Source organism: Streptomyces sp. NPDC048504 (genome assembly GCF_043200035.1).
Taxonomy (GTDB): domain Bacteria; phylum Actinomycetota; class Actinomycetes; order Streptomycetales; family Streptomycetaceae; genus Streptomyces.
Genome location: NZ_JBICXA010000022.1, coordinates 159,428 through 172,079, shown reverse-complemented (window position 1 = coordinate 172,079; position 12,652 = coordinate 159,428). Strand labels below are relative to the sequence as shown.

General features: G+C 66.9%; 10 protein-coding genes. 5 read left to right on the top strand and 5 right to left on the bottom strand.

Annotation, left to right across the window (positions count from 1 at the left end; translation table 11 throughout):
• Window positions 1-359 precede the first annotated feature (359 nt).
• The 5 genes from ACGFY9_RS42270 (at window position 360) to ACGFY9_RS42250 (ending at window position 6,601) form a co-directional block, all read left to right on the top strand.
• The gene (locus ACGFY9_RS42270; RefSeq protein WP_393763438.1) at window positions 360-1,394 is read left to right on the top strand and encodes an ABC transporter permease; all 1,035 of its coding nucleotides are present in this window, start codon (window positions 360-362) and stop codon (window positions 1,392-1,394) included.
• 120 nt (window positions 1,395-1,514) lie between these two features.
• Window positions 1,515-3,323, top strand: a complete 1,809-nt coding sequence (locus ACGFY9_RS42265) for an ABC transporter substrate-binding protein (RefSeq protein ID WP_393763436.1) — start codon at window positions 1,515-1,517, stop codon at window positions 3,321-3,323.
• A 94-nt stretch (window positions 3,324-3,417) separates the two neighbouring features.
• On the top strand, window positions 3,418-4,398 hold the full coding sequence (locus tag ACGFY9_RS42260) for an ABC transporter permease (protein ID WP_393763434.1): 981 nt from the start codon (window positions 3,418-3,420) through the stop codon (window positions 4,396-4,398).
• Between the two features lie 8 nt (window positions 4,399-4,406).
• Window positions 4,407-5,468, top strand: coding sequence for an ABC transporter ATP-binding protein (locus ACGFY9_RS42255; protein ID WP_393763432.1), 1,062 nt, complete (start codon window positions 4,407-4,409; stop codon window positions 5,466-5,468).
• 11 nt (window positions 5,469-5,479) lie between these two features.
• Window positions 5,480-6,601, top strand: coding sequence for an ABC transporter ATP-binding protein (locus ACGFY9_RS42250; RefSeq protein WP_393763430.1), 1,122 nt, complete (start codon window positions 5,480-5,482; stop codon window positions 6,599-6,601).
• A 123-nt stretch (window positions 6,602-6,724) separates the two neighbouring features.
• Here ACGFY9_RS42250 and ACGFY9_RS42245 read toward each other — a convergent pair whose 3' ends face one another.
• The 5 genes from ACGFY9_RS42245 to ACGFY9_RS42225 all read right to left on the bottom strand — a co-directional run bounded on the left by ACGFY9_RS42245 (window position 6,725) and on the right by ACGFY9_RS42225 (window position 12,616).
• A complete protein-coding gene (locus ACGFY9_RS42245; RefSeq protein WP_393763429.1) occupies window positions 6,725-7,477 on the bottom strand; it encodes a class I SAM-dependent methyltransferase in 753 nt (250 codons plus the stop codon).
• Window positions 7,478-7,639: 162 nt separating this feature from the next.
• Window positions 7,640-8,686 (bottom strand): ABC transporter ATP-binding protein, encoded by a 1,047-nt coding sequence (locus ACGFY9_RS42240; RefSeq protein ID WP_393763427.1) that lies wholly within the window; start codon window positions 8,684-8,686, stop codon window positions 7,640-7,642.
• 25 nt (window positions 8,687-8,711) lie between these two features.
• The gene (locus ACGFY9_RS42235) at window positions 8,712-9,752 is read right to left on the bottom strand and encodes an ABC transporter ATP-binding protein (RefSeq protein ID WP_393763425.1); all 1,041 of its coding nucleotides are present in this window, start codon (window positions 9,750-9,752) and stop codon (window positions 8,712-8,714) included.
• Window positions 9,753-9,802: 50 nt separating this feature from the next.
• Window positions 9,803-10,783: an ABC transporter permease gene (locus ACGFY9_RS42230; protein ID WP_393763423.1), complete on the bottom strand. Its 981-nt coding sequence runs from the start codon at window positions 10,781-10,783 to the stop codon at window positions 9,803-9,805.
• Between the two features lie 102 nt (window positions 10,784-10,885).
• Window positions 10,886-12,616: an ABC transporter substrate-binding protein gene (locus ACGFY9_RS42225; RefSeq protein ID WP_393763421.1), complete on the bottom strand. Its 1,731-nt coding sequence runs from the start codon at window positions 12,614-12,616 to the stop codon at window positions 10,886-10,888.
• Window positions 12,617-12,652 lie beyond the last annotated feature (36 nt).

The following is a 12,652-nucleotide window of genomic DNA, read 5'->3' as shown; positions in this document are numbered from 1 at the left end:
GCGCCGACTCGCGAGCACCAGGGGGTGTCTGACCCTCCGCCAGGGGTGGCGGAGGAAAGACGTGAACCCCCTCCTGTTGGTGAACACGTGGAGTCATGAGGAGGAGCCCCATGCGTGGTGTCATGAACGCCAGGTGGGACACGCCGTCCGTCAGTAGCAACCTCGCCCGCCCATACGGAGATTGGCTCTGAGGAGTCGGCCGGCGGTCCAGTGCCGCCGTTCAACTACGCGCGTCCGGCTGCGGGATCTCCCACCGCACCGGGACGCTCGGGACCTCTTTCCTAGCTCCGACCGGTGATCGCGCACACCCTGCGGCGGTCGCCCGCTCGGCACACCCACACCTGTGAAATGGGCGAACAGTGACAAGTCCTATCGACATTGAGGGCGGCGGAACCTCGGTCGTCGTCGACGGCGAACCAGGGCCGCAGGCGGAACCCGAGGCCAAGAAGATGGAGGGCCGGTCGCCCGGCCAGCTGATGTGGATCCGCTTCAAGCGCGACCGCACCGGCGTGATCTCGGCCTACGTCGTGGCCTTCTTCTTCCTCGTCGGACTCCTCGCACCACTGATCTCCAAGCTGTACGGCAAGGACCCGTACACCGTGTACGCGGACGAACGCCCCGAGCTCTTCGACAGCGCGGGCGTCCCGCTGCAGCCCAACGGCGGGATCAGCAGCCAGTTCTGGTTCGGCCTCGAACCGGGCAACGGCTACGACGTCTTCACCAAGCTCCTCTACGGCATCCGCACCTCGCTGATGATCTCCGTCTGCGTGACGATCGCGACCGTCCTCACCGGCATCCTGCTCGGCGTCGCGGCCGGCTTCCTCGGCGGCAAGTCCGACTACTTCATCAGCCGGGTCATCGACTTCCTGCTGGCCTTCCCCGCCCAGCTGTTCTTCATCGCGAGCATGCCGGTCGTCGTGTCGCTCTTCGTGAGCCCGACCGACGAGACACCGACGTACGTCCGTGTCGTGGCCCTCATCGCGGTGCAGTGGTTCCTGGGCTGGATGAGCCTGGCCCGCATCCTGCGCGGCACCAGTCTGGCGCTGCGCGAACGGGAGTTCATCGAGGCGGCCCGGGTCAGCGGAGCCTCGTCCTGGCGGATCATCAGCAGAGAGATCCTGCCGAACGTGGTCACGCCGATCCTCGTGCAGTCCACGTACATGCTTCCCGGCTTCGTGACCGCCGAGGCCGGCCTGTCCTACCTGGGCGTGGGCATCGTCGAACCGACGCCGGACTGGGGACAGATGTTCTCCAAGGCGTCCACCGAACTCGTGATGTCGAACGACATCACCTACATGTTCTTCCCGGGTGTCTCGATGATCATCTTCATCGTGGCCTTCAACCTGCTCGGGGACTCGGTCAGGGACGCCTTCGATCCCAAGACGGCCCGCTGACCGTCCGTTGGCGGGCGTTCGCGCCCGGCTACCGCACGGCAACACAGCAATCCAGCACGGCGATCCAGCACGGGAATTCCTTTGTGCACTGGTGACACACAGATGGGTGGAAACTGAGTGATGAGTAGGGGCGGACGCCACGTATACGCCGCGCTCTCCGTGCTCGCGGCCGGGGCTCTTGTGCTCACCGGTTGCAGCAAGGGCGGCAGCGACGCGAGCGACAACAACAAGCAGGACAAGGAGAACGCGGCAAGACAGCAGAAGTCGATCAAGTTCGGCGACACCGCGGACTCCACCGGACCGGCCGCGGCCGTACCGGGCGCCAAGTCGGGCGGCACGATGGAGGTCCTCCAGCGTGACAGCTACGCCCACCTCGACCCGGCCCAGATATACGTCTCGGACGAGGGCTCGCTCTCGACCCTGATCCACCGGGGTCTCACGGGCTACAAGACCACCACCAACGACGGCAAGGGCCACGAGGTCGTCGGCGACCTCGCCACCGACTCCGGTACCACCACGGACGGCGGCAAGACCTGGAAGTACACGCTCAAGGACGGCATCAAGTTCGCCGACGGCACGCCGATCACGTCCGCGGACTTCCGCCAGACCTTCGAGCGGCTCTTCGCGCCCTTCATCAACCAGGGCCCGTCCTACCTCCAGCAGTGGCTGGCCGACACCTCCGGCGCCGACTACCGCAAGCTGCTGCCGGACGGTCCGTACAAGGGCAAGCACCTGCCGAGCAGCGTCCTGGAGACCCCGGACGCCAAGACCATCATCTTCCACTTCAAGACGGCGCACTCCGACCTGCCGTACGCCCTGGCCATGGCGGGCTACGCCGTCGTCTCCGCCAAGGGTGACACCCAGGCGAAGTACGACAAGTCGCCGGTGACGAGCGGCCCGTACAAGATCCAGTCGTTCAAGTCCGGCAAGTCGATGGTGCTCGTGAAGAACACCAACTGGGACCCGAAGACGGACCCGATCCGCCACCAGTACGTGGACCAGTTCAACTTCACGTTCAACCAGCAGTTCGAGACGTCGACGAAGGCGCTCCTCGCGGACAGCGGCGCGGACCAGACCGGCATCAGCTTCAACAACCAGGTCGACGCGGGCAACCTGTCCAGCGTCCTCAAGGACCCGAAGCTGAAGTCCCGCACGGTCTCCGGCTACCAGCCGTACGTGGGACAGATGAACATCAACAACAGCCACGCGGCCATGAAGGACAAGACGGTGCGTGAGGCCATCGCCTACGCGCTGCCCATCACGCCGTTCCTCCGTGCCTTCGGCGGCACGGACGCGATGGAGGTCGCCGGCGGCACCATCAGCCCGACCGTCTCCGGCTACAACGCCGCGTTCGACCCGTTCGGCAAGAAGAAGAAGCCGGCCGGTGACCCGGAGAAGGCCAAGGCGCTGCTGAAGAAGGCCGGCAAGCTCGGCATGAAGCTCACCTTCGGCTACACCAACACCCCCGAGGGCCAGCAGTACTCCACCGCCATGGCGGCGGGCCTGAAGAAGGCCGGCTTCAACGTCCAGCGCCAGGAGATCCCGGCCGAGACCTACTACGACCAGGTCAGCAAGCTGGACAACAACTACGACATCTTCCACACCGCGTGGGGCGCCGACTGGCCGTCCGCCTCGACCGTCGTCCCGCCGCTCTACGACGGACGCGGCATCGCCGACGGTGCGCAGAACTACTCGCAGGTCAACGACCCCAAGGTGAACGCCGACATCGACGCGGCGAACAAGATCACCGACCCGGTCAAGGCCGCGGCCGCCTGGGAGAAGATCGACGAGTACCTCGTGAAGGACCTCGTCGCCTTCGTCCCGACCGCGTACTACAAGCAGACCCAGATCGCCGGTTCCAAGGTCGGCGGCCTCGTCTACGACGACGTCATCGGCGGCGTCGACCCGCGTCGCCTGTTCGTCAAGTAACCGCCGTCCGTCCGGCACCCGTTGCGTCCGTCCCCCTCCGGGGCGACGCACCGGGTGCCGGGCGGCCCGCCGACGTCAGAGAGCTGCCCCTGTCATGCTGCGCTTCCTCGTCCGCCGGACCCTCGGCGCCGTTGTCATCCTGTTCCTGCTGAGCATCGTCACGTTCCTGCTGTTCTTCGGGATGCCACGCGACCCGGGGCTGCTGATGTGCGGCAAGACGTGCAACCCGACCAGCCTCGCAAACATCCACCATGTGCTCGGCCTCGACAAGCCGATCAGCACGCAGTACGGGATCTTCCTGAAGAACCTCGTCATGGGCAGCAACGGCTTCGCCCAAGGGCCCTGCCCCGCCCCGTGCTTCGGGTACTCGTACCACACCAACGACCAGGTCTGGGCCACGCTGATCGACCGGCTGCCCACCACCATCTCGCTCACCCTCGGCGGCGCCTTCTTCTTCCTGCTCATCGGCCTCGGCACCGGCCTGCTCGCCGCCTGGAAGCGCGGCACGATCATCGACAAGACGGCCACGGCCGGAGCGATGGTTCTCAGCTCGATGCAGATCTACTTCCTGGGCCCGCTGGCACTGGCGCTGCTGGTCTATCAGACCCACATCTTCGACAAGCCGGCGTACAACAACTTCACCGCGAACCCGGTCAGTTGGTTCACCGGGCTGATCATCCCCTGGGTGGTGCTGTCCACGATCTTCGCCGCGCAGTACACCCGTATGGCGCGCTCGGCGATGATCGAACAGCTCCAGGAGGAACACGTCCGCACCGCCAAGGCGAAGGGCATGTCCCGCAGATACGTCTTCTTCCGCTACGCCTGGCGCGGCTCGCTGATCCCCATCGTCACCATCTTCGGCATCGACCTGGGCGCACTGCTCGGCGGCGCCATCATCACCGAGTACACCTTCAGCCTGCCGGGCCTCGGCAACCTCGCGGTCCAGGCGGTGTTCTTCAGCGACCTGCCGCTGCTGCTGGGCGTGATGATCTTCTCCGCCTCCATGATCCTCCTCTTCAACATCATCGTCGACGCCTGCTACGCCTTCATCGACCCGCGCGTGCGGCTGGCCTAGGAGCACTCGTGACCACATTGACCAAGGAAGCCGGCGCTCCCTCGCCGGCCGACGCGGGTGCGCTTCTCTCGGTGCGGGACCTGCATGTCAGCTTCAAGACCGAGGACGGCATCGTGCGCGCCGTCGACGGTCTCTCCTTCGACGTCGAACGCGGCAAGACGCTGGGCATCGTGGGGGAGTCGGGCTCCGGCAAGTCGGTCACCAACCTGACGATCCTCGGCCTGCACAACCCGATGTTCACCACCGTCGAGGGCGAAATCCTCCTGGACGGCCAGGAGTTGACCACGGCCCGCGAGTCCGAGATGGAGAAACTGCGCGGCAACAAAGTCGCCATGATCTTCCAGGACCCGCTGACCGCCCTCTCCCCGTACTACACGGTGGGCCGCCAGATCGCCGAGCCGTACATGAAGCACCTGGGCGCCTCGAAGAAGGTCGCCTGGGCGCGCGCGGTGGAGATGCTCGGCAAGGTCGGCATCCCCAACCCGAAGGAACGGGCGAAGGACTACCCGCACCAGTTCTCCGGCGGTATGCGCCAGCGCGCGATGATCGCCATGGCGCTGGTCTGCGACCCCGACCTGCTGATCGCCGACGAGCCGACGACGGCCCTCGACGTCACGGTCCAGGCCCAGATCCTCGACCTCCTGAAGGACCTCCAGCAGGAGTTCGGCTCCGGGATCGTCTTCATCACGCACGACCTGGGCGTGATCGCCGACATGGCCGACGACATCATGGTGATGTACGCGGGCAACGCGGTGGAACGCGGCTCGACGAACGAGGTCCTCCGCTCACCCCAACACCCCTACACCTGGGGCCTGTTGAACTCCATGCCTCGCCTGGACTCGGACCTGAGCGCGCCGCTGGACCCGATCCCCGGCGCTCCGCCCTCCCTCCTGAACCCGCCCTCGGGCTGCCGCTTCCACCCCCGCTGCACCTTCCAGGACCGGGTCGGCGGCACCCGCTGTGTCACCGAACGCCCGCTGCTCGCCCCCGACCGCGCCTCGGCCTGCCACCTCACGGCGGACGACAAGCGCAGCATCTTCATCGAAGAGATCAAGCCCCGACTGGGCTAGGAGGAGACGTCATGACAGAGGACCTCGTCCTGCCCGCCCCGCGCGACGCGGTACCGGAAGCCTCCGGCGACCCGTTGCTGGTGGTGGAGGGCCTGACCAAGCACTTCCCGGTGAAGGGCGGCTTCCCGATCCGCCGTACGGTCGGCGCCGTCCAGGCCGTCGACGGCATCGACCTGACCGTGCACGTGGGGGAGAGCTTCGGCCTGGTGGGGGAGTCGGGCTGCGGCAAGTCGACGACGGGCCGGCTGATCACCCGCCTGCTGGAGCCGAGCGCGGGCAAGATCACCTACAGCGGCCAGGACATCACCCACGCCTCCCGCAAACAACTGGCCCCGATCCGCTCCGAGATCCAGATGATCTTCCAGGACCCGTACTCGTCGCTGAACCCGCGGCAGACGGTCGGCAAGATCATCTCGGGCCCGATGGAGATCAACGACATCCAGCCGGAGGGCGGCCGCGAGGCCCGCGTTCGTGAGCTGCTGGAGATCGTCGGCCTCAACCCCGAGCACTACAACCGCTTCCCGCACGAGTTCTCCGGCGGCCAGCGCCAACGCATCGGTGTCGCCCGCGCGTTGGCCCTCGAACCCAAGCTGATCGTCGCGGACGAACCGGTGTCGGCCCTGGACGTCTCGATCCAGGCCCAGGTCGTGAACCTCCTCCAGGAGGTCCAGAAGGAACTCGGCATCGCGTTCCTGTTCATCGCCCACGACCTCGCAGTCGTACGACACTTCTCGCACCGCGTGGCGGTCATGTACCTCGGCAAGATCATCGAGGTGGGCGACCGCGACTCCATCTACACCCGCCCCCGGCACCCCTACACCCACGCCCTGCTGTCCGCGGTGCCCGAGGTGAACCTCAGCGACAACGAAACGGTCGGCCGCGAACGCATCCGCCTCGCCGGCGACGTCCCCTCCCCGATCTCGCCCCCCTCCGGCTGCCGCTTCCGCACCCGTTGCTGGAAGGCTCAGGACAAGTGCGCGACCGAGGAACCACCGCTGATCCAGATCGAGGGCAACCGCCCCGCCCACCTGACGGCCTGCCACTTCCCGGAGGAGCCGACGATCGAGGGCCGGGGCGAGGACATCGTGCTGGACCCGGCGTTGGCTGCGCTGGAGGAGTCGTTGGAGGACTAGGGGGTTGCTGCGGCCCTGGGTTGTGAGGTGACCGTTGGGCCGCCCGCTTCTTGGTCAGTGTCGGGCCGTGGAAGTCCGACACTGGCCAAGAAGCGAGTGGCCCAACGGCAACCGGGAAACGCCCTAGCCGCACCGGCTCGTAGTCTCGGCCACGGTAATGATCTCGGGACTGTCCAGTACCAACGGCCCCCGCCCCCAGTCGCCGTACCGCTCCACGACGACAAACCCGGCCTCGCTCAGGAAGCGGTCCAAGGGGTCGGTGTCGAGGAACCGCAGGGTGGTTCGGTCGACTTGAGGCTGTTCCCACTGGGCGCCTTCGAAGGTCTCGGTGAACGTCACGCGTTCCTCGCCCGCCGCCACGGACTCGACCTCGTGCCACACGCGTACGACCCCGCCACACCCGTCGGGAATCTCCCGCACCCGGTCCGGCGTCCACGTCTCCCACGCCCGGGCCCCCGGATTCCGCGTCTCGAACACGAACCGCCCGCCGGGTACGAGAGCTGCACGTACGGCACGTAGGGCGAGGCGCAACTCCTCGTCGCCGAGCAGCACTTGGAAGGCGTGCCCGGTCATGACGGCGAGTTCGAACTCGCAGTGCCACGCGCGCGCCCGTAGATCTCCGAGCACCCACTCGACGCCGGGTTCATGAGCCCGCGCCCGCACCAGCATCGCCGCGGCGGGATCGAGCCCCATCAGCCGCCCCCGATGCCCCTCCCGCCGGGCCCGCCCGAGCAATCGCCCGGTACCGCACCCGACATCGAGCACGGAGCCGGCGGACATGACCAACCCGAGACAGAAGTCGTCGCCGGGCCCCCACGGGTTGAGGGTGTCGTACAGCGCTGCTAGCGAGGGATCCGCGAACGAACGATCAACCACTGCGGCAGTGTGTCACGCCGAATCCCGGACCGCCCGTTCATGGCGAAGGCCCGCGCCTGGGTGGGCGCGGGCCTTCGTCCCCTGGATCGGACATTCATGGGCTCGGGTCAATGGGCCGGTGAAAGTCCGTTCCTGAAGGGGGCGGCTGACTAAAGGGGTGTGTCAGACCGCCGCCTCGGGGTCCTTGGCGAGACGGGGTGCCGGAACGGTGTCCGCCGTCTCGGGGTAGTGGCATGCGGTCAGGTGACCGGGCTTGTTGCCCTCGGCCTGTACCAGCGGCGGAGCCTCCGTCGCGCACTTCTCCGTCGCCTTCCAGCAACGGGTACGGAAACGGCAGCCCGTGGGCGGGTTGATCGGCGACGGCACGTCACCGACCAGCCGGATGCGGTCGCGGGCGGGCGTCTCGTCCACCGTGGCCTCGGGCACGGCGGACAACAGGGCCCGCGTATAGGGGTGGCGCGGGTTGCCGTACAGGTCGTCGCGGTCGGCGATCTCCACGATCTTGCCGAGGTACATTACCGCGACTCGCTGTGAGAAGTGCCGGACGATCGCCAGGTCGTGGGCGATGAACACGAACGCGATGCCGAGTTCCTTCTGGACCTTCTGGAGCAGGTTGACCACCTGCGCCTGGATCGACACGTCCAGCGCCGACACCGGTTCGTCCGCGACGATCAGCTTCGGTTCGAGGGCCAACGCGCGGGCGACACCGATGCGTTGGCGCTGGCCGCCGGAGAACTCGTGCGGGAAGCGGTTGTAGTGCTCGGGGTTGAGGCCGACGATCTCCAGCAGCTCACGGACGCGGGCCTCGCGGCCGCCGGCCGGGTTGATGTCGTTGATCTCCATCGGGCCGGCCACGATCTTGCCGACCGTCTGCCGCGGGTTCAGCGAGGCGTACGGGTCCTGGAAGATCATCTGGATCTCGGACCGGATGGGCGCCAGTTGTTTGCGGGAGGCGTGGGTGATGTCCTGGCCGCGGTAGGTGATCTGGCCGCCGCTCGGCTCCAGGAGCCGGGTGATCAGGCGGCCCGTCGTCGACTTGCCGCAGCCGGACTCGCCGACCAGGCCCAGGCTCTCGCCCTCGCCGACCTGGAAGTCCAGCCCGTCGACGGCCTGCACGGCACCGACCGTACGCCGGATCGGGAAGCCGCCCTTGATCGGGAAGTGTTTGGTCAGCCCGCTGACGTCCAGGAGGGGGTTCGCGTTGCTCATGATGGGAAGTCCCGTTTCTAGTACGTCAGTTGTGCTGGGCTACGGCGAGAATGTCGGCGAAGAGTTCCTGGCGCTGCCCGGTGGTGAGGTGGCAGGCGGAGCCCCGGCCGTCGACCACCTCCAGCACGGGCCGCTCGCTGGAGCACAGGCCGCCCTCGACCTTCTCGGCGAAGGTGCAGCGCGGGTGGAAGCGGCAGCCGGACGGCGGATTGAGCAGCGAGGGCGGCGAGCCCGGGATCGGCATCAGCGGCACGTCGACCGGTCCGTCGAGGCTCGGCATGGAGCTGAGCAGACCGAGCGTGTAGGGGTGCTGCGGGTCCGTCAGCACCTCCTTCTTGGTGCCGCGCTCCACACACCGGCCGCCGTACATCACGAGGACGTCGTCGGCGATGTCGGCGATGACGCCGAGGTCGTGCGTGATGAACACGATGGCGGTGCCGAACTCCTGCTGGAGGTCCTTCAGCAGGTCCATGATCTGGGCCTGGACCGTCACGTCGAGGGCCGTCGTCGGCTCGTCGGCGATCAGCAGCTCGGGGTCGCAGACCAGCGCCATGGCGATCATCGCGCGCTGGCGCATACCGCCCGAGAACAGGTGCGGGTAGTCGTCCACCCGGACCTCGGGCTGGGGGATCCCGACCCGCTTCAGCATCTCGATCGCCCGCTCGCGGGACTCCTTCTTGGAGGCGCCGGTGTGCTTGCGGTACACCTCGCTGATCTGCTTGCCGACGGTGTGGTACGGCGACAGCGAGGCCAGCGCGTCCTGGAAGATCATGGACATCTTGTTGCCGCGGAGCCGCTCCAGTTCCCGCTCGCTCGCGGTGAGCAACTCCTTGTCGTCGAGCAGGATCTCGCCCTCGATCGCCGTACGGTCGCGGTCGTGGAGGCCCAGGATCGTCAGGTTGGTGACGGACTTGCCGGAGCCCGACTCACCGACGATGCCGAGCGTCTTGCCCTTGGCGAGGTCGAAGGAGAGCCCGTCGACGGCCTTGACGATGCCGTCCTCGGTGGAGAAGTGGACTTTGAGATCCCTGACGGAGAGGAAGGGCTGCTGATCGGTGCTCGTCACGGAGACGCTCCTGGGGGGCGATGCGGGGGGTAGGGGGTACGGGCGGAGGGTCAGGCGAGCCGGATCCGCGGGTCGATGAAGGCGTAGGCGGCGTCGACGATGATGTTGAAGAAGACGATCGCCGCGGCCGCCAGCACGGTGACGCCGAGCAGCATCGGCAGGTCGCTCTGGATGACGGAGATCACCGCGAGGCGGCCGATGCCCTGGAGGCTGAAGACCTGCTCGGTGATGATCGCGCCGCCGATCAGTGTGCCCAGGTCGATGCCGAACACCGTGACGATCGGACCCATCGCGCCGCGCCAGGCGAAGCGCAGGAACACGTTGCTACGGGAGAGGCCCTTGGCACGGGCGGTGCGGACGTAGTCCTCGCTGAGCTGCTCGACCAGCTGGGAGCGGGCCATACGGGTGTAGTTGGCGGTGAAGATGATCGACAGCACCAGCCACGGCAGCAGCAGTCCGGAGAACCACGAGACGGGGTTGTCGGTCAGTGGCGTGTACGAGGGCTGGTCGAGGATGCCCGTCTTGAAGACCAGGAAGTACAGCGCGATGTAGCCGACGAAGTAGATCTGGAGCGAGGAGCCGAGCAGCGACGCCGAGGTCGCGAACTTGTCCAGGAACTTGCCCTGCTTCAACGCCGCGATCATGCCCGTGCCGACACCGAAGATCAGGAAGATGACGGCCGAACCGAAGGCGAGCGAGAGGGTCAGCGGCAGCCGGTCCATGATCGTGCCGAAGACGGGCTCGTTGTTGGCGAAGGAGTAGCCGAGGCACGGAGCGTTGCAGTGTCCGAAGCCGCTGTAGTCACGCCCGACGAAGATGGCCTTCAGCCAGTCCCAGTACTGGACCGGGATCGGGTGGTCGATGCCCAGGTTGTGCCGGATCTGTGCCAGCGAGGCCGGCGTGCAGTTCTTGCCGCAGGACATCATGGCCGGGTCACGCGGGACGGCGTAGAAGAGCCAGAAGGTGATGGCGCTGATGATCAGCAGAATGACCAGCGCGCCGATCGTACGGCGGACAAGGAAGCGGAACATGGGGTCAGGACTCTCCGGGCGAGGCGCCGTTGCCGGGGCGTGAGGGGTGTGGGGCCGGTGGGGGGCGGCCCGGTGAGGCCGCCCCCTGGTGCCGTGTGGCGCCTACGCCTTGGCGTAGAGCCTCGTGAGCGCGATGCCGGTGTTTCCGGCGTCGTAGACGAAGCCGCCGACCTTCGAACCGTGCATCCAGTTGCGGATGGCGTGGTAGTCCGGGACGCAGGCCGCGAGTTCCATGACCTGCTTGTCGATGGCGCCCCAGGCCTTGTTGGCCGCGTCCGCGTCGGTGATCTGCGAGGCGGCCGCGATGGCCTTGTCGACGCTCGCGTTCTTCAGCTGGGCGTAGTTGCTGCGGCCGTCGCCGATGTTCTCGCCGTCCCAGCAGGGGTAGAAGACCGAGTAGCCGCCCGGCCAGTCCGGGCTCCAGCCGGCCGCGAACAGGTCGTACGTGTTGTCGATCTTGCCGATCTGGGTGTAGAAGGTCGACTTGTCGATCTGCTTGTTGACGACCGTGAAGCCGGCCGCCTCCAGCGCGTTCTTGATCGCCACGGCCTGCTTCACCGCGTTGTCGGACGTCTGGTAGGCGATGACCAGCTTCTGCCCGACCTTGCCGGCCTCCTTGAGGAGGGCCTTGGCCTTGACCGGGTCGCCGCCGGGCTTCGTGGTCTTGCCGTAGAGGTCGAACTCCACGTAACCGGGCGTCACCGGGGAGAAGATCGTGGTCGCGATCGCGCTGGTGGACGCGCCGCCGCGGATGGTCTGCAACTGCTGGTTCGGCCAGGCGTAGTTGATGGCCTGGCGGACCTTGACGTCCGTGATCCGGGTGGTGTTGATCGGCCAGTAGTAGGTGACCGTGTCGACCGCGGTGAGCACCCGCTGCTTGAGCTTCGCGTTGGTGAGGACCGTGGCGATCCGCTCGGGGGCGACCTCGTTGAAGATCGACATCGTGTACTGGTCGTTGCCCTTGTCCGCTATGTAGCGGTCGGTCGAGGCCAGCAGTTCGTAGCCGAACTGGAAGAGGTACTTGTCCGGGTAGGCGTTGCGGATCGGGTCCGTCGCCGCGTCCCAGTGCTCGTTGCGGGTGTACGTCAGCGACTTGCCGACGTCGCGGGCGGAGATCTTGTACGGGCCGCAGGAGAACGGCTGCTTGTCGTACTTCTCCTTGGTGTCCTTCGACTTCTTCACGAAGGAGTACGCCCGCTCGGCCAGCGTGAAGTTGAAGTCACCGCGGGCCTCGTTGAGGCGGAAGGTGATGGTCTTGCCGTCGATCTCGATGGAGTCGAGGCTCTTGCCCTCGTAGGGGCCCGTGTACTTGTCGCCGCCCACCAGGAACTGCTGGACGTAGCGCGGGCCCTCGGTGACGAAGGAGGCGAAGAGCCGCTCGAAGGTGTGCCGGACGTCGTCCATGGAGAGGTCGGAGCCGTCCTCCCACTTGATGCCGTCCTTGATGGTGAACGACCAGGTCTTGCCGCCGTCCTTGGCCGTACCCGCGTCCGTGGCCACGTCGCCGACCAGGGTGGCGCCGCCCTTGGAGTCGAGCTTGTAGCCGGTCAGGCCGCGCATGATCGGCGTGGTGATGAGGATCTCGGTGGAGACGTAGATCTGGGCCGGGTCGAGGTGGTCCATGTCGAACTGGTCGAGCCCGTAGATCGTCCCGCCCTTGACCGCGCCGGCGACCTCGGGAGCCGGGCCCGTCGAGTCGGCCTTCGTGCCGACCTCGATCTTGCTCTGCTTGGCCTTGCTGACCGAGGGGACCTTGCTGTTCGAGGTCGAGTTGCCGCTGCCACAGGCGGTCAGCACCGAGCTCGACGCGGCCACCACACCGGTGGCGATCATGAAGTTTCTACGGGAAAAAGACACAGGAACCCTGCC

What these genes read in the sequence shown, in the direction of transcription:
- ACGFY9_RS42230 (WP_393763423.1), bottom strand. Translation starts at nt 10,783, where the DNA reads ATGTTCCGCTTCCTTGTCCGCCGTACGATCGGCGCGCTGGTCATTCTG.
- ACGFY9_RS42260 (WP_393763434.1), top strand. Translation starts at nt 3,418, where the DNA reads ATGCTGCGCTTCCTCGTCCGCCGGACCCTCGGCGCCGTTGTCATCCTG.
- ACGFY9_RS42225 (WP_393763421.1), bottom strand. Translation starts at nt 12,616, where the DNA reads ATGATCGCCACCGGTGTGGTGGCCGCGTCGAGCTCGGTGCTGACCGCC.
- ACGFY9_RS42265 (WP_393763436.1), top strand. Translation starts at nt 1,515, where the DNA reads ATGAGTAGGGGCGGACGCCACGTATACGCCGCGCTCTCCGTGCTCGCG.
- ACGFY9_RS42250 (WP_393763430.1), top strand. Translation starts at nt 5,480, where the DNA reads ATGACAGAGGACCTCGTCCTGCCCGCCCCGCGCGACGCGGTACCGGAA.
- ACGFY9_RS42240 (WP_393763427.1), bottom strand. Translation starts at nt 8,686, where the DNA reads ATGAGCAACGCGAACCCCCTCCTGGACGTCAGCGGGCTGACCAAACAC.